Origin of the sequence: Leclercia barmai (assembly GCF_049312895.1) — a bacterium.
GTDB classification, from domain to species: domain Bacteria; phylum Pseudomonadota; class Gammaproteobacteria; order Enterobacterales; family Enterobacteriaceae; genus Enterobacter; species Enterobacter barmai.
Genome location: NZ_JBMNWZ010000003.1, coordinates 73,752 through 97,943 on the forward strand (window position 1 = coordinate 73,752; position 24,192 = coordinate 97,943).

Annotated in this window: 18 protein-coding genes; 9 read left to right on the forward strand and 9 right to left on the reverse strand. The window is 55.8% G+C overall.

Going from position 1 to position 24,192, the window contains the following annotated elements:
• Positions 1-31: 31 nt before the first annotated feature.
• Positions 32-1,573 (reverse strand): multicopper oxidase CueO, encoded by a 1,542-nt coding sequence (cueO, locus tag ACOYA6_RS13055; protein ID WP_422654809.1) that lies wholly within the window; start codon positions 1,571-1,573, stop codon positions 32-34.
• A 145-nt stretch (positions 1,574-1,718) separates the two neighbouring features.
• On the opposite strand from cueO, the gene ACOYA6_RS13060 reads away from it, so the two are divergent.
• From ACOYA6_RS13060 to speD, 3 genes are all read left to right on the forward strand, one after another.
• The gene (locus ACOYA6_RS13060) at positions 1,719-2,066 is read left to right on the forward strand and encodes a YacC family pilotin-like protein (RefSeq protein WP_039030342.1); all 348 of its coding nucleotides are present in this window, start codon (positions 1,719-1,721) and stop codon (positions 2,064-2,066) included.
• Positions 2,067-2,176: 110 nt separating this feature from the next.
• Complete coding sequence (gene speE / locus ACOYA6_RS13065) at positions 2,177-3,034, forward strand: polyamine aminopropyltransferase (RefSeq protein ID WP_138370446.1); 858 nt, start codon at positions 2,177-2,179, stop codon at positions 3,032-3,034.
• 5 nt (positions 3,035-3,039) lie between these two features.
• Positions 3,040-3,834, forward strand: a complete 795-nt coding sequence (gene speD, locus ACOYA6_RS13070) for an adenosylmethionine decarboxylase (protein WP_039030344.1) — start codon at positions 3,040-3,042, stop codon at positions 3,832-3,834.
• Between the two features lie 30 nt (positions 3,835-3,864).
• Here speD and yacL read toward each other — a convergent pair whose 3' ends face one another.
• Positions 3,865-4,227: a protein YacL gene (gene yacL, locus ACOYA6_RS13075; protein WP_039030345.1), complete on the reverse strand. Its 363-nt coding sequence runs from the start codon at positions 4,225-4,227 to the stop codon at positions 3,865-3,867.
• 242 nt (positions 4,228-4,469) lie between these two features.
• Positions 4,470-7,067: a bifunctional aconitate hydratase 2/2-methylisocitrate dehydratase gene (gene acnB / locus ACOYA6_RS13080; protein WP_072036672.1), complete on the reverse strand. Its 2,598-nt coding sequence runs from the start codon at positions 7,065-7,067 to the stop codon at positions 4,470-4,472.
• A 510-nt stretch (positions 7,068-7,577) separates the two neighbouring features.
• Here acnB and ACOYA6_RS13085 point away from each other — a divergent pair.
• Positions 7,578-9,200 carry a DUF3300 domain-containing protein gene (locus ACOYA6_RS13085; RefSeq protein ID WP_422654810.1) on the forward strand — a complete coding sequence of 541 codons (1,623 nt, stop codon included), beginning with the start codon at positions 7,578-7,580 and terminating at the stop codon, positions 9,198-9,200.
• A gap of 11 nt (positions 9,201-9,211) precedes the next feature.
• Entirely contained in the window at positions 9,212-10,006 is a 795-nt protein-coding gene (locus ACOYA6_RS13090; RefSeq protein WP_422654811.1) for a DUF2950 family protein, read from the forward strand.
• A gap of 55 nt (positions 10,007-10,061) precedes the next feature.
• Here the strand turns inward: ACOYA6_RS13090 and lpdA are convergent, their stop codons facing one another.
• The 4 genes from lpdA to pdhR all read right to left on the reverse strand — a co-directional run bounded on the left by lpdA (position 10,062) and on the right by pdhR (position 17,248).
• A complete protein-coding gene (lpdA, locus tag ACOYA6_RS13095) occupies positions 10,062-11,486 on the reverse strand; it encodes a dihydrolipoyl dehydrogenase (protein WP_039030349.1) in 1,425 nt (474 codons plus the stop codon).
• A gap of 175 nt (positions 11,487-11,661) precedes the next feature.
• Positions 11,662-13,563 (reverse strand): pyruvate dehydrogenase complex dihydrolipoyllysine-residue acetyltransferase, encoded by a 1,902-nt coding sequence (gene aceF, locus ACOYA6_RS13100; RefSeq protein ID WP_223074953.1) that lies wholly within the window; start codon positions 13,561-13,563, stop codon positions 11,662-11,664.
• Positions 13,564-13,577: 14 nt separating this feature from the next.
• Complete coding sequence (gene aceE / locus ACOYA6_RS13105; protein ID WP_039030351.1) at positions 13,578-16,241, reverse strand: pyruvate dehydrogenase (acetyl-transferring), homodimeric type; 2,664 nt, start codon at positions 16,239-16,241, stop codon at positions 13,578-13,580.
• A gap of 242 nt (positions 16,242-16,483) precedes the next feature.
• Positions 16,484-17,248 (reverse strand): pyruvate dehydrogenase complex transcriptional repressor PdhR, encoded by a 765-nt coding sequence (pdhR, locus tag ACOYA6_RS13110; protein ID WP_422654812.1) that lies wholly within the window; start codon positions 17,246-17,248, stop codon positions 16,484-16,486.
• A 538-nt stretch (positions 17,249-17,786) separates the two neighbouring features.
• On the opposite strand from pdhR, the gene aroP reads away from it, so the two are divergent.
• The 3 genes from aroP (at position 17,787) to ACOYA6_RS13125 (ending at position 21,677) form a co-directional block, all read left to right on the forward strand.
• Positions 17,787-19,157, forward strand: a complete 1,371-nt coding sequence (aroP, locus tag ACOYA6_RS13115) for an aromatic amino acid transporter AroP (RefSeq protein WP_422654813.1) — start codon at positions 17,787-17,789, stop codon at positions 19,155-19,157.
• A gap of 161 nt (positions 19,158-19,318) precedes the next feature.
• The gene (locus tag ACOYA6_RS13120; RefSeq protein ID WP_039030354.1) at positions 19,319-20,716 is read left to right on the forward strand and encodes a glycoside-pentoside-hexuronide (GPH):cation symporter; all 1,398 of its coding nucleotides are present in this window, start codon (positions 19,319-19,321) and stop codon (positions 20,714-20,716) included.
• 10 nt (positions 20,717-20,726) lie between these two features.
• Entirely contained in the window at positions 20,727-21,677 is a 951-nt protein-coding gene (locus tag ACOYA6_RS13125; RefSeq protein ID WP_422654814.1) for a glycoside hydrolase family 43 protein, read from the forward strand.
• A gap of 18 nt (positions 21,678-21,695) precedes the next feature.
• Here the strand turns inward: ACOYA6_RS13125 and ampE are convergent, their stop codons facing one another.
• Both ampE and ampD read right to left on the reverse strand, forming a co-directional pair.
• A complete protein-coding gene (gene ampE, locus ACOYA6_RS13130; protein ID WP_039030356.1) occupies positions 21,696-22,550 on the reverse strand; it encodes a beta-lactamase regulator AmpE in 855 nt (284 codons plus the stop codon).
• Complete coding sequence (gene ampD, locus ACOYA6_RS13135; protein ID WP_138370439.1) at positions 22,547-23,110, reverse strand: 1,6-anhydro-N-acetylmuramyl-L-alanine amidase AmpD; 564 nt, start codon at positions 23,108-23,110, stop codon at positions 22,547-22,549. The genes ampE and ampD overlap by 4 nt, the downstream gene beginning before the upstream one ends.
• A gap of 87 nt (positions 23,111-23,197) precedes the next feature.
• Here ampD and nadC point away from each other — a divergent pair, with 87 nt between their 5' ends.
• Positions 23,198-24,091, forward strand: coding sequence for a carboxylating nicotinate-nucleotide diphosphorylase (gene nadC, locus ACOYA6_RS13140; protein ID WP_139564339.1), 894 nt, complete (start codon positions 23,198-23,200; stop codon positions 24,089-24,091).
• Positions 24,092-24,192 lie beyond the last annotated feature (101 nt).

A 24,192-nucleotide genomic window follows, 5' to 3' on the forward strand; every position in this document is an offset into this window, starting at 1 on the left:
GCCCGGTAAGCGTTAGCGCCACCGGGCTTTTTTACACCGTGAACCCCAGCATCATCCCGGTATCTTCATGCTCCAGCAGATGGCAGTGCGCCATATAGGCGTACTCTTTCGGCGCGTCATGATCGAACTTCACTAGCACCTCGCTCACCCCACCCTCTACGCGTACCGTGTCTTTCCAGCCCGCACGATGTACTGCTGGCGGCCTGCCGTTTTCCGTCAGGATGCGGAACTGAGTACCGTGAATATGGAATGGATGCAGCATCATGTCGCCCTCGCCTGAGATCACCCAGCGCTCGTACTGCCCTTTGGCAGCAGCAAACTGCGGGGTGTGCATATCGAAGGCTTTGCCGTTAATCCGGTTGCCGTTACGGAAATCAAACCCGTGCATGCTGTGATCCATCTGGCCGTGATTCATATGGCCCATCTGGCCGTGATGCATCCCCGCCATCGCCTGGTCGCCATACTTCTTCATCAATGCCTGCATGCCCATCATATCGAGCATCGGATCCATCGACAGCTGGAGCTTGCGCTGGGTCACTCCTTCGAGCGACGGCAGAACGGGCATTTTGGCCAGCGTATCCGGCAACGCGCCCGAGGCGGTGACCAGCAGCGGCTGAATGCGCAGCACCGGCTGCGGTTTATCGAATGGCGCCACCGCCATCCCCATCTGGCTCACCGGCAGAGTAATCAGGTCAAACGGCTTGCCGTCGCTGATGTCCACCAGCACTTCAAAACGCTCGCCCATCAGCATCGGCAGTTCGGTCACTTTAACCGGCTCAGCCAGCAGTCCGCCGTCGCTGGCAACGACGTATAGCGGTCGCTTATCGCTGGCCGCGAAGTTGAGCGAGCGGGCGTTACAGCCGTTTAGCAGTCGCAGGCGCAGCCAGCCTTTCGGCGCATTGTGCTGGGGGTAAATCGCCCCGTTGGTCAGCAGGGTGTCGCCAAACCAGCCCACCGCGGCGCTCATCACATCCAGCTGATAGTCAATTTGCCCGTCGGCGGTAAATTTCTTGTCCTGCACGACTACCGGCACATCGTCGATGCCCCACTGCTTCGGCAGGCGCAGCAGGCGGCTTTCGTCATCATCAATCAGGACCAACCCGGCTAATCCCATCGCCACCTGATGCCCGGTCTTGCCGTGCTGATGGGGATGGAACCAGCAGGTTGCCGCTCGTTGCTCCGGCGTAAAGGTCACCGTCCGCTGGCCGCCTGGCTTAATGATGCCGTGCGGGCCGCCGTCTACCTCTCCCGGCACTTCCAGACCGTGCCAGTGGACGGTGGTCTCTTCGTTCAGGGTGTTGTGGATGTTAACGGTCAGCGCTTTTCCCTTGCGCAGCTGGATAGCCGGGCCCAGCAGGTTGCCGTTGTAGCCCCAGGTGGTGGCGTTGTGTGGTCCAAACGTGGTTTTGCCCGCCTGCACCACCAGGCGCACCTGATTACGCGCATCAGGGGTGAGTAAATTCGGGATAGGCAAAACGGGCCGGTCGGCGGCAAAAGCCGCGCGGCTCCAGAGCGGAAGCGCACTGGCGACACCCAGGGCGGCAGAATATTTTAAAAAATCACGGCGTTGCATGTTCATCTCCTTATTCGCAGCAGTCGATCTCCTGAGCATAAACCCTCCCCTTGCCGGAAGGTCAAGAAAAGCAGCAATAATAAAGATCGTCGCACCGGCGGGAAGTGTGCTAACGTTGAATTTCCGTGACGTATTGGTAGAAGCAATGAAGACGTTTTTCCGAACAATCCTGTTCACCACACTAATGATGGGCTGCGCAAACAGCTATGCGCTGAGTGAAAATGAAGCCGAAGATATGGCGGATTTAACGGCGGTGTTTGTGTTTCTGAAAAACGACTGCGGCTACCAGAACTTACCTAACGGCCAGATCCGTCGCGCACTGGTCTTTTTTGCTCAGCAGAACCAGTGGGATCTGAGCAACTACGACAGTTTCGATATGAAAACCCTCGGTGAAGACAGCTACCGCGATCTCAGCGGCATCGGCATCCCTACGGCAAAAAAATGTAAAGCCCTGGCTCGCGACTCGCTGAGCCTCCTCGCCTACGTTAAGTAACTCTTCTCCCGATGCCCCTTTGCTGAATTTATGACCGTGCAACCACGGTCATTGTTAGCTATGATGTTGCCCCCGTTTTAAGCGGGTGTTAACAAAGGAGGTATCATCCCATGGCCGAAAAAAATGTGTGGCATGAAACGCTGCATGACCATTTTGGGCAGTACTTTGCCATTGATAACGTGCTCTATCATGAGAAAACCGATCATCAGGATCTGATCATTTTCGAAAACGCGGCCTTTGGCCGGGTGATGGCGCTGGATGGCGTGGTGCAAACCACAGAACGTGATGAATTCATCTATCATGAAATGATGACTCACGTCCCGCTGCTGGCGCACGGCAACGCGAAACATGTCCTGATTATCGGCGGCGGCGACGGCGCTATGCTGCGCGAAGTGTCCCGCCACAAATCCATCGAAAGCATCACCATGGTCGAGATCGACGCTGGCGTGGTCTCCTTCTGTCGCCAGTATCTGCCTAACCACAATGCCGGTAGCTACGACGATCCGCGCTTCACGCTGGTCATCGACGATGGCGTTAATTTTGTTAACCAGACGACGCGCACCTTCGATGTGATCATCTCCGACTGCACCGACCCGATTGGGCCAGGGGAGAGCCTGTTTACCTCGGCGTTCTACGAGGGCTGCAAACGCTGCCTGAATCCCGGCGGTGTCTTTGTGGCCCAGAACGGCGTCTGCTTCCTGCAGCAGGACGAGGCCATCGACAGCCACCGTAAGCTGAGCCACTACTTTACTGACGTCAGCTTCTACCAGGCGGCGATCCCGACTTACTACGGCGGCGTGATGACCTTTGCCTGGGCGACGGACAACGAAGCCCTGCGCCATCTCTCTACCGGCATTATTCAGGCGCGCTTCCAGCAAGCGAATCTGGCCTGCCGCTACTACAATCCGGCCGTGCATACCGCAGCCTTTGCCTTACCACAATATTTGCAAGATGCTCTGAGGGGGTGAATGAATTGAAAAAGCTGAAACTGCATGGCTTTAACAACCTGACCAAAAGCCTGAGTTTTTGTATTTACGATATCTGCTATGTAAAAACGGCGGAAGAGCGCGATGGTTATATCGCCTATATCGATGAACTCTATAACGCCAACCGACTGACCGAGATCCTGTCAGAAACCTGCTCTATTATCGGCGCCAATATCCTGAACATCGCCCGTCAGGATTATGAACCCCAGGGTGCCAGCGTGACCATTCTGGTCAGCGAAGAGCCCGTTGATCCTGGGCTCATCGACCATACCGAGCACCCCGGCCCGCTGCCGGAGGCGGTGGTTGCCCATCTCGATAAGAGCCATATCTGCGTGCATACCTACCCGGAGAGCCATCCTGAGGGCGGGTTATGTACCTTCCGCGCCGATATAGAAGTCTCGACCTGCGGCGTGATCTCCCCGCTCAATGCGCTGAATTACTTAATTCATCAGCTTGAGTCTGACATCGTGACCATCGACTATCGCGTGCGCGGCTTTACCCGTGATATCAACGGTATGAAGCACTTTATCGATCATGAAATTAACTCGATTCAGAACTTCATGTCCGAGGATATGAAAGCGCTGTATGACATGATGGATGTAAACGTCTATCAGGAGAATATCTTCCATACCAAGATGCTGCTTAAGGAGTTCGATCTTAAGCACTACATGTTCCATACCCGGCCGGAAGATTTAAGCGAAGAAGAGCGCAAGGTCATTACCGACCTGCTGTGGAAAGAGATGCGTGAAATTTACTACGGCCGCAATATCGCGACCGTATAAGACCCGTCTGGAGCAGGGACGCTCCTGATATTATTTCTGTTTCACAAACTCGCGGTAGGCCGCTACCACCTGCAGAAAATCCTCTACGCCGCACAGCGACAGACTCTCTTCATCGTAGTAGCTCATCCCCTCTTCCATCTCGTCGCCGGAAAACTCCAGCTGATTGGCGCGAACCATGACCTCTTCGCCGTCCATCCACAGCGTGTATTCATGGCCGGCACGTTGCCAGGATCGTTCACTGCCTTTTACCGTGCGTGCAGCCTGTTCCACTTCATCGAGCAGGCTCAGGTTCTCTTTCACTTCCTCATTGAACCAGTGACCGACCACTTCGTGGCCCATCGACATACGCACTTTCACCACACCGGTGATATCACGCAGAAATTCGTAATCCATAGTATTTTCCTCTGCAAAGCTCTTGCAGTAATTATCGCAGCCCGGAGGAAGAAAAAAAGCGGAACGGGTGGAAGGAATGAAAATAAAAAACCCACCGCAGTTGCGATGGGTTTTGTAGGCCCGGTAAGCGTAGCGCCACCGGGCGGTGGGTCAGGTGCGGTCTGGTGCCCTCACCCTGGCCCTCTCCTTTAGTCCGAGGGAACAAACACTAAAAACCGTCTCTGAAGAGACGGTTTTGCTGTTTATACTGCGGTCTGGAAGATAACCCCGTCCGCTTTCTCGGTGTACTGAGAGAGCTGGTCGAAGTTCAGATAGCGATAGGTATCCACCGCTGTCTTATCAACCTGAGCCACAAAGGTCTGGTACTCTTCCGGCGTTGGCAGTTTGCCAATCAGCGCCGCAACCGCCGCCAGCTCCGCAGAGGCCAGGTAGACGTTTGCCCCCGTTCCTAAACGGTTCGGGAAGTTACGGGTTGAGGTAGAAACCACCGTCGCACCGTCCGCCACGCGCGCCTGGTTACCCATACAGAGGGAACAGCCAGGGATTTCGATACGCGCGCCGCTCTTACCAAACACGCTGTAGTAACCCTCTTCGGTCAGCTGCGCCGCGTCCATACGGGTTGGCGGAGCCACCCACAGACGAGTTGGCAGCTGGCCTTTATGGGTATCAAGCAGTTTACCGGCCGCACGGAAGTGACCGATGTTGGTCATGCAGGAGCCGATGAACACTTCGTCAATCTTGTCGCCCTGAACGTCAGAGAGCAGACGCGCGTCGTCCGGATCGTTCGGCGCACACAGGATTGGCTCTTTAATGTCGGCCAGATCGATGTCGATCACTGCGGCATATTCTGCATCAGCGTCGGCTTCCAGCAGCTGTGGATCCGCCAGCCATTTCTCCATGCCCTGAATACGACGCTCCAGAGTACGGCGGTCGCCGTAGCCTTCTGCAATCATCCACTTCAGCAGCACGATGTTGGAGGTCAGGTACTCTTCGATTGGTGCCTGGTTCAGCTTGATGGTACATCCGGCAGCAGAACGCTCAGCGGACGCATCGGTCAGTTCGAACGCCTGCTCCACTTTCAGATCCGGCAGACCTTCGATCTCGAGGATACGGCCAGAGAAGATGTTCTTCTTGCCCTTCTTCTCAACGGTCAGCAGGCCCTGCTTGATAGCGTACAGCGGGATCGCATGCACCAGGTCGCGCAGGGTGATGCCCGGCTGCATTTTACCTTTGAAACGCACCAGAACGGATTCCGGCATGTCCAGCGGCATTACGCCGGTCGCAGCCGCAAACGCCACCAGGCCGGAGCCCGCCGGGAAGGAGATCCCAATCGGGAAACGGGTGTGGGAGTCACCACCGGTACCCACGGTATCTGGCAGCAGCATACGGTTCAGCCAGGAGTGGATAACGCCGTCGCCCGGACGCAGGGAGACACCGCCGCGGTTCATGATGAAGTCTGGCAGGGTGTGGTGGGTGGTAACGTCAACCGGCTTCGGATAGGCCGCTGTATGGCAGAAGGACTGCATCACCAGATCAGAAGAGAAGCCCAGGCACGCCAGGTCTTTCAGTTCGTCACGGGTCATTGGACCGGTGGTGTCCTGAGAGCCCACGGAGGTCATCTTCGGCTCGCAGTAGGCACCCGGACGGATACCGGCTACGCCGCACGCGCGGCCTACCATTTTCTGCGCCAGAGAGTAACCACGGTCGCTTTCCGCCACGTCTTTCGCCTGACGGAATACGTCTGAGTGCGGCAGACCCAGCGCTTCACGCGCCTTGGTGGTCAAGCCACGACCGATGATCAGCGGGATACGGCCACCGGCACGTACTTCGTCGATCAGTACGTCGGTTTTCAGTTCAAAGCTCGCCAGCAGCTCGTTGGTTTCGTGGTTACGCACTTCACCTTTGAACGGATAAACGTCAATCACGTCGCCCATGTTCAGGTTGTTAACGTCCACTTCAATTGGCAGTGCGCCGGCATCTTCCATGGTGTTGAAGAAGATAGGGGCGATTTTACCGCCGAGGCACAGGCCGCCGCCGCGTTTGTTCGGCACGTTCGGGATATCATCACCCATGAACCACAGCACGGAGTTGGTTGCCGATTTACGGGAAGAACCGGTCCCGACCACGTCACCGACGTACGCCAGCGGGAAGCCTTTCTGTGCCAGCGCTTCGATCTGTTTGATCGGGCCGACCACGCCTGGCTGATCCGGCTCAATGCCTTCACGGGCGTTTTTCAGCATCGCCAGGGCGTGCAGTGGGATATCCGGGCGTGACCAGGCATCCGGTGCCGGAGACAGGTCATCGGTGTTTGTTTCACCAGTCACCTTGAAGACGGTGACGGTCATTTTTTCTGCAAGCGCAGGGCGGCTCAGGAACCATTCGGCATCAGCCCAGGACTGCATAACCTGCTTCGCATAGCGGTTGCCCGCTTTGGCTTTCTCTTCTACGTCGTAGAAGTTATCGAACATCAGCAGCGTGTGGGACAGGGCTTTAGCGGCAATCGGTGCCAGCGTGTCGCTGTCCAGGGCATCAATCAGCGGATGAATGTTGTAACCACCCTGCATGGTGCCGAGCAGTTCAATCGCTTTTTCAGGGGTAACCAGTGGGGAGGTTGCTTCGCCTTTGGCAATCGCAGCAAGGAAACCGGCTTTTACGTAGGCAGCTTCATCTACGCCTGGCGGTACGCGGTTGATCAACAGATCTAACAGGAATTCTTCTTCGCCTTTTGGCGGATTCTTCAGCAGCTCGACGAGCGCGGCCATTTGGGTTGCATCTAAAGGTTTGGGTACAATCCCCTCGGCGGCACGTTCTGCTACGTGCTTACGGTATTCTTCTAGCACGACGGTTCTCCTCGCTCTCATTGTCATATGCGGCGGGCGTTCTCTTCACGCTCCTGTGAGACAGCAGTTTGTAGGGTATATGCCCGATACCGCGTCGGGCAGCATAGCAGGATTTTCAGACAGTGTTAATCCGTTTACAAAAAAGCAACATTAAATTGTTTGCTGAATCGTTAAGCATGGTATAGCGGCGAGGCGGGAAGAATTTCAGGCACAAAAAAACCGCCGTTAAGCGGTTAGTTTGTTGCCTTGCGGTGGTAGCACACCGGGTTGGCAGATTTGTGGCAAAACCCCAACGAGAAAGATTTTGCTACGCAATAAGATGACTTGCAAGCGGGTTTGAATACCCCAACGCGTTTTTCGCTATCGGATATAATCTGTGTAATAACTGCTCACACTCTTTATCAGGCCATTCGCAACGGTTCCCAGTTTAAGTCAAAAAAGTAATACCCGGGTGCATATACTCGCGGCAACGTAAACGCCTCACGGCCTCGCTTTCGTCGGAGTCTTACTATGAAGTTGCCCTTTAAGCCACATCTGCTTGTTCTCCTGTGTAGCGCCGGGCTATTAGCCGCATCTGGCGTTGTCTACGTCAACAGCCGTGCGCCAGAGACCGTCACTCAGCCACCACCGCCAGCACAGCCCGCACCGACAGCACAAACTGCATCAGCCCCTGCACCGGCTCAGGGGCAACCCGCGCCGGTGGTCTATACCGCCGCGCAGATCGACCAGTGGGTGGCACCCATCGCGCTCTATCCGGATGCCCTGCTGTCGCAAATTTTAATGGCCGCGACCTATCCGACGAACGTGATACAGGCGGCGCAGTGGTCGCGTGATAACCCGCGCATGCAGGGGGATGCGGCGATTCAGGCCGTCGCCGGGCAGCCCTGGGATCCGAGCGTGAAATCGCTGGTCGCCTTCCCGCAACTGATGTCGCTGATGGGGGAAAACCCGCCGTGGGTGCAGAGTCTCGGCGATGCGTTTCTGGCCCAGCCGAAGGATGTGATGGACTCCGTTCAGCGCTTACGTCTGCTGGCGCAGCAGACCGGCGCGCTGCAGTCCACGCCGCAGCAGAAGGTGACCACCGTGACGAAAACCGAGCCCGCCAAAGTGAGCTCATCGTCCACCACATCCACATCGACCACATCAACCCCGGCCCCTGCCCCGACGGTCATCAAGATTGAATCCGCCGATCCACAGGTGGTTTACGTCCCGACCTACAACCCCAGCACGGTCTACGGCACCTGGCCTAACACCAGCTATCCGCCGGTCTATCTGCCGCCGCCTCCGGGGGAGCAGTTCACCGACAGCCTGGTCAAAGGGCTTGGCTTTAGTCTCGGCGTGGCGACGACCTACGCCATCTTCAGCAACATCGACTGGGATGACGATGACGACTGGGATCACCATCACCACGATGACGATCACCACGGCGGTTATTCGCGAAACGGTGATAACAACATCAATATCAACGTGGATAACTTCAATAAAATCAGCGGTGAGCGACTTGATGCCAACCGGGGCTGGCAGCACAACCCGGCCTATCGCGGCGGCGTGCCTTATGCCTCCAGCCAGCTAAATAATCGCTACGCGCAGAACACGCCTGCGGTGCGCCGGAATACCACCAGCCTCAGCCCAGCCACGCCGCAGGGCAGCGTCAACCGCGACGCCCAGCGCCAGGCGGCAATGACGCAGATGGAACGTTCAACGGGGAAAAACCTGTCCCAGACGGCGCGTCCTGCCACCCGCGACGGGCAGCGTCAGGCGGCAAATAAGCAGCTGAATCAAATCTCCCAGCGCAACAACTACCGCGGATACGACAACGATCGACCGCAAACGGCGAAACGGGCTACCAGCACCCAGCGCGATACGCAGCGTACGGCGGCACGCCAGGAGACCGCCCGTAAGGCACAAACTCAGCAGCGCACCGCACAGAACCAACAGCGTGCGACGCAGACTCACCAGCGGGCCAATGCGCTCAGCGGCAACGACAGCCGTTCGGCCAACTGGCAGGCGCAGCAGCAGCGCGGCATGCAGAGCCGTCAGCAGACGGCACGTAATGTCGAACGCAGCGGCGGCCGGGCGCAGATGTCTGAGCGCCGCAGTGGTGGCGAACACCGTGAATTCCGTCATCGTTAAGGGAGACGACAATGAAAAGTAAACTACTCAGCGGAATGATGTTGTTCATGGTATCGACCGGCGTCTTTGCCCAACACCATTTCAGCACGCCCGAACAGGCGACCGATGCGCTGGCAAAAGCCATCAACGAGCAGAACGAAACGGCGCTGGGCGACCTTCTCGGAGAAGACTGGCGCAGCTTCTTACCGGCGGATGGCGTCGACCCCGAAGCCGTGGATCGCTTTAAACGCGACTGGCAGGTAAATCACCATACGGTGATCGACGGCGACATGGCCTGGCTGACCGTCGGGGAGTACCACTGGCAGTTGCCGATCCCGGTGGTGAAAACCGACAAAGGCTGGCATTTCGACATGCAGGAAGCCAAAGAGGAGATCCTGAACCGCGAGGTGGGTCGCAACGAGCTTGCCGCCATTGAAGCGCTGCATGCCTATGTGGATGCCCAGGACAGCTACTACGCCCTCACCACGCACTACGCGCAGAAGATTGTCAGCAGCGAGGGCAAAAAAGATGGTCTGTACTGGCCGGTAAAACCTGGCGAAGCGCCCAGCCCGCTCGGCCCGGCCTTCAGCCCGAAAGAGCCCGGTCAGGGCTATCACGGCTATCACTTCCGTATTCTGCCGGATACCAAATCAGGCTTCGCGATGATCGCCTGGCCGGTAAGCTACGGCGAAACCGGGGTGATGAGCTTTATGATCAACGGCGACGATCGGGTGTGGCAGGCGAATCTCGGCGAGAAGTCGGCAGAGGAAGCGAAAGCGATGGCGGCGTTTAAACCGGACGACCGCTGGCAGCTGGTCGCCCAGTAACCTTTCAGGCATAAAAAAAAGCGGCTCTTGAGCCGCTTTTTTCATGCCGGAAGAATTACTTCTTCTTCGCTTTCGCGTTTGGCAGGTCGGTGATGCTGCCTTCAAACACTTCTGCAGCCAGGCCAACTGACTCGTGCAGAGTCGGGTGAGCGTGGATGGTCAGCGCGATGTCTTCAGCGTCACAGCCCATTTCGATCGCCAGGCCGATCTCACCCAGCAGCTCGCCGCCGTTGGTGCCGACAATCGCACCACCGATCACACGGTGAGTCTCTTTGTCGAAGATCAGTTTGGTCATACCATCTGCGCAGTCGGAAGCGATAGCACGGCCAGAAGCAGCCCACGGGAAGGTGGCAGTTTCGTAGCTGATGCCTTTCTCTTTCGCTTCTTTCTCGGTCAGACCAACCCATGCAACTTCTGGCTCGGTGTACGCGATAGATGGGATCACTTTCGGGTCGAAGTAGTGCTTCATGCCGGCGATAACTTCTGCGGCAACGTGGCCTTCGTGAACACCTTTGTGTGCCAGCATTGGCTGACCGACGATATCGCCGATAGCAAAGATGTGCGGCACGTTGGTGCGCAGCTGTTTATCAACGCGGATAAAGCCGCGGTCGTCAACTTCCACGCCCGCTGCACCTGCATTGAGGTTTTTACCGTTCGGTACACGACCGATAGCCACCAGCACCGCGTCATAACGCTGTGCTTCCGCAGGGGCTTTTTTGCCTTCCATGGAAACGTAAATACCGTCTTCTTTCGCTTCAACGGCAGTCACTTTGGTTTCCAGCATCAGGTTGAACTTCTTGCTGATGCGTTTGGTGAAGACTTTAACGATGTCTTTGTCAGCAGCCGGGATAACCTGGTCGAACATTTCAACCACGTCAATCTCTGAACCCAGCGCATGGTACACGGTACCCATTTCCAGACCGATGATACCGCCACCCATAACCAGCAGGCGTTTTGGAACGGTTTTCAGTTCCAGCGCGTCGGTGGAATCCCACACGCGCGGATCTTCATGTGGAATGAACGGCAGTTCGATCGGACGGGAGCCCGCCGCGATGATCGCGTTGTCAAAGTTGATTACGGTTTTGCCGTTCTCGCCTTCCACTTCCAGGGTGTTTGCCCCGGTAAATTTACCCAGACCGTTTACCACTTTCACTTTACGGCCTTTGGCCATACCGGCCAGACCACCGGTCAGTTGGGTGATAACTTTCTCTTTCCAGGTACGAATTTTGTCGATATCGGTTTTCGGCTCGCCGAAAACGATACCGTGCTCAGCCAGCGCTTTGGCTTCTTCGATAACTTTAGCAACGTGCAGCAGCGCTTTAGAAGGGATACAGCCGACGTTCAGACAAACACCGCCGAGGGTGTTGTAACGTTCTACGATGACGGTTTCCAGACCTAAATCCGCGGCACGGAATGCTGCGGAATAACCTGCCGGGCCTGCCCCAAGTACTACGACCTGAGTTTTGATTTCTGTGCTCATCATGACCTCTTAATTTATACCCGTCGTCCACCGGGTCGTTCAATCCGCCCGCAGTTTACAAAATTGTTAACAATTTTGAAACAACAAACGGCTCACGAATTGTCGCTTTCGCTAATAACCTCACAAACTTCATGAGATTACCAGAAAAAAGCCGGCCGTCAGGCCGGCTCTTCGATTACATCACCAGGCGGCGAATGTCGCTCAGGGTGTTGTTGATGATGGTAATGAAGCGAGCACCATCAGCACCGTCGATCACGCGGTGGTCGAAGGACAGAGAGATTGGCATCATCAGACGCGGCATGAACTCTTTGCCATTCCATACCGGCTCCATCGCGGACTTGGACACACCGAGGATCGCCACTTCCGGCGCGTTAACAATCGGTGCGAAGTGGGTAGTACCCAGGCCGCCGATGCTGGAGATGGTGAAGCAACCGCCCTGCATTTCGCCAGCAGTCAGCTTGCCATCACGCGCTTTTTTGGAGATGGTGGTCAGTTCGCGAGACAGCTCAGTAATGCTCTTCTTGTTCACGTCTTTGAAGACCGGAACAACCAGACCATTTGGCGTATCAACCGCAACACCGATGTTGATGTATTTCTTCAGCGTCAGCTTCTGGCCATCTTCGGACAGGGAGCTGTTGAAGCGTGGCATCTGCTCAAGCGCCGCAGCAACGGCTTTCATGATGAAGACCACTGGGGTGAATTTCACGTCCAGTTTACGCTTCTCAGCTTCGGCGTTCTGCTGTTTACGGAACGCTTCCAGATCGGTGATATCGGTTTTGTCGAAGTGCGTAACGTGCGGGATCATCACCCAGTTACGGCTCAGGTTGGCACCAGAGATTTTCTGGATACGGCCCAGTTCCACTTCTTCGATTTCGCCGAACTTGCTGAAGTCCACTTTCGGCCATGGCAGCATGCCCGGGATACCGCCGCCGGTGGCAGCAGCAGGAGCCGCTTCAGCGCGTTTCACCGCTTCTTTAACGTAAGCCTGAACGTCTTCGCGCAGGATACGACCTTTACGGCCAGTCCCTTTCACTTTCGCCAGGTTCACACCGAATTCACGCGCCAGGCGACGAATCAGTGGGGTAGCGTGGACGTAAGCGTCGTTTTCAGCAAACTCAGATTTGCCTTCCGCTTTAGCAGCCGGAGCAGCAGCAGGTTTAGCCGCCTGAGCCGGTGCAGCAGCAGGTGCTGGAGCAGCAGCGGCAGCCGGAGCTGCTGCAGGCGCAGCGCCTTCTACTTCGAAGACCATAATCAGGGAACCGGTAGAGACTTTGTCGCCGGTGCTGATTTTGATCTCTTTAACGGTACCGGCGAATGGCGCAGGAACTTCCATAGAAGCCTTGTCGCCTTCAACGGTGATCAGTGACTGCTCAGCGGCAACTTTGTCGCCCACTTTCACCATCACTTCGGTCACTTCAACTTCGTCACCGCCGATGTCTGGTACGTTAACGTCTTTCGCGCCGCCAGCCGCAGCCGGAGCAGCAGCAGGTGCCGGAGCGGCAGCCTGTGCAGGAGCAGCAGCAGGCGCTGCGCCCGCCACTTCGAAGACCATGATCAGGGAGCCGGTAGAGACTTTGTCACCGGTGTTGATCTTGATCTCTTTAACGGTACCCGCGAACGGTGCCGGCACTTCCATAGAGGCTTTGTCGCCTTCTACGGTGATCAGTGACTGCTCAGCCGCAACGGTATCGCCCACTTTCACCAGGATTTCAGTGACTTCAACTTCATCACCGCCGATGTCAGGCACGTTCACTTCTTTCGCTGCCGCGGCAGCTGCTGGAGCAGCGGCAGCCGGAGCAGCTTCTTTCTTCTCTTCCTGCGCAGGTGCAGCAGCTGCTGCACCGTCGGCGGAATCGAAAATCATGATCAGTTTGCCAGTCTCGGTTTTATCGCCCACAGAGACTTTAATCTCTTTGACGATGCCAGCCTGAGGAGACGGGACTTCCATAGAGGCTTTGTCGCCTTCTACGGTGATCAGCGACTGTTCAGCTTCAACTTTGTCGCCTACTTTGACCAGGATCTCGGTGATTTCAACTTCATCAGCCCCGATGTCCGGTACATTGATTTCGATAGCCATTATTCTTTTACCTCTTACGCCAGACGCGGGTTAACTTTTTCTGCATCGATGTTGAATTTGGTAATTGCTTCCGCAACCACTTTCTTATCGATTTCGCCACGTTTAGCCAGTTCGCCCAGTGCTGCTACAACCACGTAAGAAGCATCAACTTCGAAGTGGTGACGCAGGTTTTCGCGGCTGTCAGAACGACCGAAGCCGTCAGTACCCAGTACGCGATAATCATCAGCTGGAACGTAAGTACGAACCTGCTCAGCGAACAGTTTCATATAGTCAGTAGACGCCACCGCTGGCGCGTCGTTCATCACCTGAGCGATGTAAGGAACGCGTGGAGTTTCCAGTGGGTGCAGCATGTTCCAGCGCTCGCAATCCTGGCCATCACGCGCCAGTTCGGTGAAGGAGGTGACGCTGTACACGTCAGAACCTACGCCGTAGTCGTTCGCCAGGATCTGCGCTGCTTCACGGACGTGACGCAGGATAGAACCGGAGCCCAGCAGCTGAACTTTACCTTTGCTACCTTCGATGGTTTCGAGTTTGTAGATACCTTTACGGATACCTTCCTCGGCACCTGCTGGCATAGCCGGCATGTGGTAGTTTTCGTTCAGGGTGGTGATGTAGTAGTAAATGTTCTCTTGCGCTTCACCGTACATACGGGTCAGACCGTCATGCATGATGACCGCCACTTCGTACGCGTAAGACGGGTCGTAAGAGATACAGTTAGGGATAGTCAGAGACTGAATGTGGCTGTGGCCATCTTCGTGCTGCAGACCTTCACCGTTCAGGGTCGTACGACCGGAAGTACCACCTACCAGGAAGCCGCGAGCCTGTTGGTCGCCAGCCTGCCAGCACAGGTCACCGATACGCTGGAAACCGAACATGGAGTAGTAGATGTAGAACGGGATCATCGGCAGGTTGTTGGTGCTGTATGAGGTCGCAGCAGCCAGCCAGGATGCGCCTGCGCCCAGCTCGTTGATACCTTCCTGCAGGATCTGTCCTTTCTCGTCTTCTTTGTAGTATGCAACCTGCTCGCGGTCCTGCGGGGTGTACTGCTGACCGTTCGGGCTGTAGATACCGATCTGACGGAACAGACCTTCCATACCAAAGGTACGCGCTTCGTCAGCGATGATTGGAACCAGACGATCTTTGATCGACTTGTTCTTCAGCATCACGTTCAGGGCACGCACGAAGGCGATAGTGGTGGAGATCTCTTTGTTCTGCTCTTCCAGCAGCTGAGAGAAGTCTTCCAGCGCTGGCAGTTCCAGTTTCTCAGTGAAGTTCACCTGGCGAGACGGCAGGTAGCCATTCAGCTTCTGACGCTGGGCGTGCAGATAGGTGTGCTCTTCAGAACCTTCCGGGAAGGTGATGTAAGAGAGGTTTTCAACCTGCTCGTCGGTCACTGGAACGTTGAAACGGTCGCGGATATAACGCACGCCGTCCATGTTCATTTTCTTAACCTGGTGCGCGATGTTTTTACCTTCGGCAGTGTCACCCATACCATAACCTTTAACGGTATGCGCCAGGATTACAGTTGCTTTGCCTTTGGTGTCCTGCGCTTTTTTCAGTGCAGCGTAGACTTTCTTCGGATCGTGACCACCACGGTTCAGGGCCCAGATCTGATCGTCAGTCCAGTCTGCAACCAGGGCTGCGGTCTCAGGGTATTTACCGAAGAAGTGCTCACGTACATAGGCACCGTCTTTGGATTTGAAGGTCTGGTAGTCGCCGTCAACGGTTTCCTGCATCAGCTGGAGCAGTTTACCGCTGGTGTCTTTACGCAGCAGCTCATCCCAACGACCGCCCCACATGACTTTAATCACGTTCCAGCCAGCACCTGCGAAGATGCCTTCCAGTTCGTTGATGATCTTGCCGTTACCGGTTACAGGACCATCCAGACGCTGCAGGTTACAGTTGATGATGAAGCAGAGGTTGTCCAGCTTCTCACGGGTTGCGATGGTGATCGCACCTTTAGATTCTGGCTCATCCATCTCGCCGTCGCCCAGGAAGGCATAAACGGTCTGCTGGGAGGTGTCTTTCAGACCACGGTGTTCCAGATATTTCAGGAATTTAGCCTGGTAGATCGCACCGATTGGACCCAGACCCATAGATACGGTCGGGAACTGCCAGAATTCTGGCATCAGTTTCGGGTGCGGGTAAGAAGACAGACCTTTACCGTGAACTTCCTGACGGAAGTTGTTCATCTGCTCTTCAGTCAGACGACCTTCCAGGAAAGCACGTGCGTAGACGCCCGGAGAGATGTGGCCCTGGAAGTACACCAGGTCGCCGCCGTCTTTTTCGGTGCGCGCGCGGAAGAAGTGGTTGAAGCACACTTCATAAACGGTTGCAGAAGACTGGAAGGAAGCCATGTGGCCGCCCAGCTCCAGATCTTTTTTGGACGCGCGCAGAACGGTCATGATGGCGTTCCAGCGAATTGCAGAACGGATGCGGCGTTCCAGATCCAGATTGCCCGGGTATTCCGGTTCGTCTTCGACGGCAATCGTGTTTACGTAGTTGTTAGCCCCTGCACCTGCAGCTACTTTCACGCCGCCTTTGCGGGCTTCAGAAAGCATCTGTTCAATCAGATACTGAGCGCGCTCAACACCTTCTTCACGGATGACCGATTCGATCGCCTGTTGCCAGTCGCGAGTTTCGATCGGATCCACGTCATTTTGGAGACGTTCTGACATGGGGGTATTCCTTATCTATCTAATACGTTGATTTGTCTGGAACCTGTCCCATTGCACTTTCTTTTCTTCATATTTCAGGCTGTCTCTTTGTTGGCTGCGCTTCCTCACCCCAGTCACATAGTTAACTATGCTCCTGGGGATTCGCGCGCTTGCCGCCGCGATACAACCCGAACTATTTCGAAAACTAAAAGCGCAATAAGACAGGTTCTGCGTTTAGTTGCCGCGCTCTAAAAAACTGGCGCTTAATCCTTTCGTTGCTGTATGCGGCGTAATGAACGTTCGCGACGCGACTGTTCACGGCTGCGGTCCAGCAAGATTTCCTCAATGAAAGCCAGGTGACGGTGCGACGCTTCACGCGCCTGCTCCGGCTCCCCGGCCATTATCGCCTCGAAGATTCGGGTGCGATGGTTGCTGACCAGCGGAAGCATCTCCCGGCGGGCATACAACAATTCAAAATTCTGACGAACGTTTTGGGCAAGCATTGGCTCCATGCAGCGTAGCAGATGGAGTAGCACCACGTTGTGGGCAGCTTCGGTGACGGCAATTTGATACTGGACAACGGCGTCGGACTCGGCGTCGAGATCGCCGGATTCCTGGGCCCGTTCGATGGCCTGATGCAGCTCGCGGATACGCTCGCGATCGGCCTCATTGCTGCGCAGCGCCGCGTAATAGGCCGCGATGCCTTCAAGCGCGTGACGGGTCTCAAGCAGATCAAACTGGGATTCTGGGTGGTCGGAGAGCAGCTCCACTAACGGGTCGCTGAAACTCTGCCACAGGCTGTTTTGCACAAAGGTTCCGCCACCCTGGCGACGAAGCAGAAGGCCCTTGGCTTCGAGGCGTTGGATCGCCTCACGCAGCGAGGGACGGGAAACGTCGAACTGTTTAGCCAGTTCGCGTTCAGGTGGTAGTTTTTCACCGGGGCGCAGGGTCCCCTCAAGGATCAAAAACTCCAGCTGCTGCTCAATCACATCGGATAATTTTGGTTGGCGAATTTTGCTGTAGGCCATATTCCCTGTCTTACGCCTTTTTGCCCGGAGTCAATTGGTCTTACCAATTTCATGTTCGTATCGCTAAAGTAACAAAGTATTCACCTTGTGTCCATATTGGTTTTGATTGAAATCATTAAACCCTGCTTATTTTAACAACCTTACAGAAATAACGTTTCAAAAATGTAACTCTGCACAAATGAATTGATTACCCCAAAAGAGGCAGTTTTAACTTTAATGAAACGGTGGAAAGTGCGATCTGAACCGATTTAGCGGAGTAAAAAATGAAAATCTGCCCACTTATGGAGCATTTTTATTCTATAGGTTGATAAAGGGACTTAAACGGGACGATTTACAAATGCTTTCTTTTTATTCGAACTCGCTTTCTCCTCGCATAAAGCAGGTGCATTCGCTGTCGCTTACCACTATTCTTCCGATTACGGAAGACACATCCGTTTATTTCAGCCAATTGAACCGTAAACTTATAAATACATGAAATGGAATTTCATAATTACACACGCCCGAGCGTGAACATAACAACCACACACGAGGTTTTATAATGGAAGGTCAACAGCACGGCGATCAGCTAAAGCGCGGCCTCAAAAATCGCCATATACAGCTTATTGCTCTTGGTGGCGCTATTGGCACAGGCCTGTTCCTGGGTAGCGCATCGGTCATTCAGTCTGCCGGTCCGGGTATTATTCTGGGCTACGCCATTGCCGGTTTTATTGCATTCCTTATTATGCGTCAACTGGGTGAAATGGTGGTCGAAGAGCCGGTAGCCGGTTCCTTCAGCCATTTTGCTTACAAATACTGGGGCAGCTTTGCCGGTTTCGCGTCCGGCTGGAACTACTGGGTGCTGTACGTCCTTGTCGCGATGGCGGAACTGACCGCGGTCGGGAAATACATCCAGTTCTGGTGGCCTGAAATCCCAACCTGGGCCTCAGCGGCGGTCTTCTTTGTGGTGATCAACGCCATCAACCTGACCAACGTCAAAGTGTTCGGGGAGATGGAGTTCTGGTTCGCCATTATTAAAGTTATCGCGGTTGTGGCGATGATCCTGTTCGGCGGCTGGCTGCTGTTCAGCGGCAACGGCGGCCCGCAGGCTTCCGTGAGCAACCTCTGGGATCAGGGCGGCTTCCTGCCGCACGGCATGACCGGGCTGGTAATGATGATGGCGATCATCATGTTCTCCTTCGGCGGTCTGGAACTGGTGGGTATCACCGCTGCGGAAGCCGACAACCCGGAGCAGAGCATCCCGAAAGCCACTAACCAGGTTATCTACCGTATCCTGATCTTCTATGTGGGCTCGCTGGCCGTGCTGCTCTCCCTGCTGCCTTGGACCCGCGTTACCGCTGACACCAGCCCGTTTGTCCTGATCTTCCACGAGCTGGGCGACACCTTCGTGGCGAACGCGCTGAACGTGGTGGTACTGACCGCGGCACTGTCGGTTTACAACAGCTGCGTTTACTGTAACAGCCGTATGCTGTTCGGCCTGGCCCAGCAGGGCAACGCCCCGAAAGCGCTGCTCAACGTGGATAAGCGTGGCGTGCCGGTGAATACCATTATCGTGTCGGCTGTGGTGACCGCACTGTGCGTGCTGATCAACTACCTGGCACCGGAATCGGCCTTCGGCCTGCTGATGGCGCTGGTGGTATCTGCTCTGGTGATCAACTGGGCGATGATTAGCCTGGCGCACATGAAGTTCCGTCGTGCCAAGCAGCAGCAGGGCGTGAAAACACGCTTCCCTGCCCTGCTCTACCCGCTGGGTAACTGGGTTTGCCTGCTGTTTATGGCGGCCGTACTGGTTATCATGCTGATGACCCCAGGCATGGCCATTTCGGTCTACCTGATCCCGGTCTGGATTGTGGTCCTCGGGGTGGGCTACATGTGTAAACAGAAAAATGCCAAAACGGTAAAAGCGCACTAATCCCCTCCCCTCTGCACCTTTACCGGGTGCAGAGGGTTGTTACCTTCCTCACACTTTCCCGTCTACAGCAATTTTATCCATATCACCGACGTTATACTGCAACGCATATTTTGCTTTGCCAGCGAATAATTCTCTCCATACCGTTACTCGGAGAAACGTCGATGGATAACAATAAACTATCAGTGAAAGAAAAGATCGGCTATGGGATGGGTGATGCCGGGTGCAACATCATCTTTGGCGCCATCATGTTGTTTGTGAACTATTTTTATACGGACATTTTCGGCCTGGCCCCTGCGCTGGTGGGCGTCCTGCTGCTCTCGGTGCGCGTCATCGATGCCGTTACCGACCCGATTATGGGCGCTATCGCCGACCGTACCCGCAGTAAGTATGGGCGATTTCGTCCATGGCTGCTGTGGATCGCTTTCCCTTATGCGCTGTTCAGTATCCTGATGTTCACCACCCCGGACTGGACCTACAACAGCAAAGTTATCTATGCCTTTGTCACCTATTTCCTGCTTTCTCTGACCTATACGGCAATCAATATTCCGTACTGCTCGCTGGGCGGGGTTATTACCAACGATCCGAAAGAGCGTGTTGCCTGTCAGTCCTACCGCTTTGTGCTGGTGGGCATTGCCACCCTGCTGCTGTCCCTGACCCTGCTGCCGATGGCCGACTGGTTCGGCGGTGAGGACAAGGCCAAGGGCTACCAGATGGCGATGACCGTGCTGGCACTGATTGGCACCTGCATGTTCCTGTTCAGCTTCTCTACCGTGCGCGAGCGTGTGCAACCGGCGGTACAAACCAATGACGAACTGAAAAACGATCTCAAGGACGTGTGGAAGAACGACCAGTGGGTGCGCATTCTGCTGCTGACCCTCTGCAACGTCTGCCCTGGCTTTATCCGCATGGCGGCCACCATGTACTACGTCACCTGGGTGATGGGCCAGAGCACTCACTTCGCCACCCTGTTTATCAGCCTGGGCGTGGTAGGAATGATGCTGGGCAGCGTGCTGGCAAAAGTGCTGACCGACCGCTGGTGTAAGCTGAAGGTCTTCTTCTGGACCAACATCGTGCTGGCGATCTTCTCAACCGCCTTCTATTTCTTCGATCCGAAAGCCACCGTAACCATCGTAGTGCTTTACTTCCTGCTGAACATCCTGCACCAGATCCCGTCTCCGCTGCACTGGTCCCTGATGGCCGACGTGGATGACTACGGCGAATGGAAAACCGGGAAACGTATCACCGGGATCAGCTTCTCCGGCAACATCTTCTTCCTCAAGCTCGGGCTGGCAATTGCCGGTGCCATGGTGGGCTTCCTGCTCTCCTGGTACGGTTATGATGCGGGTGCAAAAGCGCAAAGCGCTGACGCCATCAACGGCATCGTCCTGCTCTTCACTGTGATCCCTGGCGTCGGGTATCTCATTACCGCAGGCGTGGTGCGTCTGCTGAAGGTGGACCGCGAAACCATGAAGCAGATTCAGCAAGATCTGGAGAAACGCCGGAACAACTATCGCGAGCTGAACGACTATCAGGAACTCAAAGCCGCTGAGACTAAATAAGGAGAGCCAAATGCAAACCTGGCCAAACCCGTTTATTGAACAACGCGCCGATCCGTACATTCTTCGCCATGAAGGAGAGTACTACTTTATTGCCTCGGTCCCGGAGTACGACCGGCTGGAGATCCGCCGCGCCGAATCGCTGGACGGACTGCGCAGCGCGGAGCAGGTCGTGGTCTGGCGCAAGCCTGAGACCGGCCCGATGAGTGAGCTTATCTGGGCGCCGGAACTGCACTGCATTGACGGCAAATGGTACATCTACTTTGCCGCCACCCATACCCAGGCGCTGGACAAGCTCGGTATGTTCCAGCACCGGATGTTTGCCCTGGAATGTACCGAGAGCGATCCGCTCACCGGTACATGGGTAGAGAAAGGGCAAATCACCACCCCGTTCGACACCTTTGCGCTGGATGCGACCACCTTTGTTCACCAGGGCAAACGCTGGTATCTCTGGGCACAAAAAGCCCCGGATATCGCCGGTAACTCGAACCTTTATCTGTGCGAAATGGAAAATCCCTGGACGCTCAAAGGCGAACCGGTGATGCTCAGCAAACCGGAATATGACTGGGAGTGCCGTGGGTTCTGGGTCAATGAAGGCCCGGCGGTTCTGTTCCACGGTGACCGCTTGTTTATCAGCTACTCCGCCAGCGCCACCGATGAAAACTACTGCATGGGACTGCTGTGGATCGACCTCAATGCCGACCCACGCAACCCGGCGAACTGGCATAAATCCCCGCAGCCGGTATTCACCACCAGCTACGAGAACCGCCAGTACGGGCCGGGGCACAACAGCTTTACCCAAACGCCGGACGGTGAAGACGTACTGGTTTACCATGCGCGCAACTACACCGAGATCGAGGGCGATCCGCTGTACGATCCGAACCGCCACACCCGCCTGAAAACCGTTGTCTGGAAAGAAAACGGGATGCCCGATTTCGGCATCCCGTCAGCTGATACAGTGTAAGGCCTGCGGCACGCTGGTTTAGATCAGCGTGCCGTAAATGGTCAGCAGCGCCACAATCACCACCACCACAAAAGAGGTTTTCTTGGCCATCGAAACGGCCGCTTTTGGCGTTTCGATCTTATCCGTATGCGGCTCCCGCGCCAGGGAGAACTGCGCCAGACGCGTTAACACCAGATACTGTGAGGTATGGCGATCCCCCAGCGAAGCGAACCACGCCGGCAGGGCTTTCTCGCCGTGGCCAATCAGGGCATACACCACGCCGAACAGCCGTACCGGCAGCCAGTCCACCACGTGCAGAATTGCGTCGATGCCGGACTGCAAACGCTCGTGCGGGGTCAGATAGCGTGCCAGCCAGCTCTGCCAGGCACGTAAGAACGCATAGCCCATCAGCAGAACCGGGCCCCATGCGCCCCCCACCACAAACCAGAACAACGGCGCCAGATAATAGCGGAAGTTAATCCACAGCAGCGCGTTCTGCAGCTCGCGTAAAAATTCGCGTTCATCGCACTCCGGCGGGATGCCGTGAATAAGCGTCAGCTCGCTGGCCATCGCCCCACGGGCATGGGCATCATTGTTGGTGGCGGCCTTCAGATAGGCATGATAATGCAGACGCACCTTCCCCGCGCCAATACAGAGCACGCCGAGCAGGATCCACACCACCAGCAGCGGCACGTTGAAGAACAGGCCATACAGCGAGCGCAGCAGCAGGAACACCACCACCATCACGCCCGCCGTCATCAGCATCGTGCGGATCATGGAAAAGTGGCGGATGCGACGAAACAGCACTTCCATCCGATGGTCCAGATGCCAGTGTTCGCCCAGCTTAAATAAACGCTCAGCAATCATCACCAGCAGCATGGTAAATAACGTCATGTCATCTCCTTTTCTGACAGGGCGGTAAGCAAGGTTTTAAATCTTTCCCAGTCAAACGCTGGGCCGGGATCGGTCTTGCGCTGCGGCGCAATATCGCTATGCCCGGTCAGGTTGCGGGCGATAGCCGGATAGAGCGAAATCAGCGTGCGCGTTACCGCGGCCAACTGCTCATATTGCGCGTCGGTGTAGGGCAGCGTATCTGTCCCTTCAAGCTCGATGCCGATAGAAAAGTCATTGCAGCGTTCACGCCCCTGATACTGAGACACGCCCGCATGCCAGGCTCGTTTATCGAAAGGAACATACTGGACGATCTCGCCGTCACGACGAATCAGACAATGGGCAGAAACGCGCAGGTGGGCGATTTCCGCGAAGAAGGGGTGAGCATCAGGATCGATTGTCCCGGTGAATAATGCGTCAATCCACGGGCCGCCAAATTCGCCGGGCGGCAGGCTGATGTTATGCACAACCAGCAGCGACGGAATTTCATCTTCCGGACGGCAATCGTGGTGTGGCGAAGGAACGCGCCGTGCATCTGCCAGCCAGCCATGTTCTGAGTGCATGCAGGATCTCCTTATATATGGTGCTGATTCCCGGTTCAGAGTAGCATGTTTCAATCTTATGATTCGTTACCAATTTGGAGTTTTAACATGCCGCCACGCCGCTACAACCCCGACCACAGACGTAACGTACTGCTGGAACGTATAAATATGGATATTCCGGCAAGCGTCGCCAACGCGCTGCGCGAAGATCTGGGCGGAGACGTCAACGCTGACAACGACATTACCGCCCAGCTGCTGGCGGAAGATGCCCGTTCACATGCCGTCGTCATCACCCGTGAGGACGGGGTTTTCTGTGGTAAACGTTGGGTGGAAGAGGTCTTTACGCAACTGGCCGGGGACCGGGTCCAGGTAACGTGGCATGTTGAAGACGGCGACAGCATCAAGGCTAACCAGCCGCTGTTTGAACTTGAGGGGCCTTCACGCGTGCTGCTCACCGGTGAACGCACCGCGCTTAACTTTGTCCAGACGCTCTCCGGCGTGGCAAGCGAAGTGCGCAGCTATGTTGACCTGCTCGAAGGCACCAACACCCAGCTGCTGGATACGCGTAAAACCCTGCCGGGCCTGCGCACCGCGCTGAAATACGCCGTGCTGTGCGGCGGCGGTGCGAACCACCGTCTGGGGCTGTCCGATGCGTTCCTGATCAAAGAGAACCACATTATTGCCTCCGGCTCCGTACGCCAGGCGGTGGAGAAAGCCTTCTGGCTGCATCCGGACGTGCCGGTCGAAGTGGAAGTGGAAAGCCTGCAGGAGCTGGAGGATGCGCTGAAAGCCGGCGCTGATATCATCATGCTGGATAACTTCGAAACTGAGCAAATGCGTGAAGCCGTGAAACGCACCAACGGCCAGGCCCGCCTGGAGGTCTCAGGCAACGTAACGCGTGAAACCTTACGTGAATTTGCCGAAACCGGCGTCGATTTCATCTCCGTTGGCGCGCTGACCAAACACATTCGCGCCCTCGACCTGTCGATGCGCTTTCGCTAAGTGACATAAAGCCCGGTCTGCACCGGCCGGGCTTGCCAGATTTACGACCTCTCTCGCACGCCCGTTGCACCTCACTGAAACGCCAGCACATCCCTCTGAAT

Excerpts from the sequence above, each read along its gene's own strand:
- cueO (WP_422654809.1), bottom strand. The coding sequence starts at position 1,573 with ATGCAACGCCGTGATTTTTTAAAATATTCTGCCGCCCTGGGTGTCGCC.
- ACOYA6_RS13060 (WP_039030342.1), top strand. The coding sequence starts at position 1,719 with ATGAAGACGTTTTTCCGAACAATCCTGTTCACCACACTAATGATGGGC.
- speE (WP_138370446.1), top strand. The coding sequence starts at position 2,177 with ATGGCCGAAAAAAATGTGTGGCATGAAACGCTGCATGACCATTTTGGG.
- yacL (WP_039030345.1), bottom strand. The coding sequence starts at position 4,227 with ATGGATTACGAATTTCTGCGTGATATCACCGGTGTGGTGAAAGTGCGT.
- ACOYA6_RS13085 (WP_422654810.1), top strand. The coding sequence starts at position 7,578 with ATGAAGTTGCCCTTTAAGCCACATCTGCTTGTTCTCCTGTGTAGCGCC.
- ACOYA6_RS13090 (WP_422654811.1), top strand. The coding sequence starts at position 9,212 with ATGAAAAGTAAACTACTCAGCGGAATGATGTTGTTCATGGTATCGACC.
- lpdA (WP_039030349.1), bottom strand. The coding sequence starts at position 11,486 with ATGAGCACAGAAATCAAAACTCAGGTCGTAGTACTTGGGGCAGGCCCG.
- aceF (WP_223074953.1), bottom strand. The coding sequence starts at position 13,563 with ATGGCTATCGAAATCAATGTACCGGACATCGGGGCTGATGAAGTTGAA.
- aceE (WP_039030351.1), bottom strand. The coding sequence starts at position 16,241 with ATGTCAGAACGTCTCCAAAATGACGTGGATCCGATCGAAACTCGCGAC.
- pdhR (WP_422654812.1), bottom strand. The coding sequence starts at position 17,248 with ATGGCCTACAGCAAAATTCGCCAACCAAAATTATCCGATGTGATTGAG.
- aroP (WP_422654813.1), top strand. The coding sequence starts at position 17,787 with ATGGAAGGTCAACAGCACGGCGATCAGCTAAAGCGCGGCCTCAAAAAT.
- ACOYA6_RS13120 (WP_039030354.1), top strand. The coding sequence starts at position 19,319 with ATGGATAACAATAAACTATCAGTGAAAGAAAAGATCGGCTATGGGATG.
- ACOYA6_RS13125 (WP_422654814.1), top strand. The coding sequence starts at position 20,727 with ATGCAAACCTGGCCAAACCCGTTTATTGAACAACGCGCCGATCCGTAC.
- ampE (WP_039030356.1), bottom strand. The coding sequence starts at position 22,550 with ATGACGTTATTTACCATGCTGCTGGTGATGATTGCTGAGCGTTTATTT.
- ampD (WP_138370439.1), bottom strand. The coding sequence starts at position 23,110 with ATGCACTCAGAACATGGCTGGCTGGCAGATGCACGGCGCGTTCCTTCG.
- nadC (WP_139564339.1), top strand. The coding sequence starts at position 23,198 with ATGCCGCCACGCCGCTACAACCCCGACCACAGACGTAACGTACTGCTG.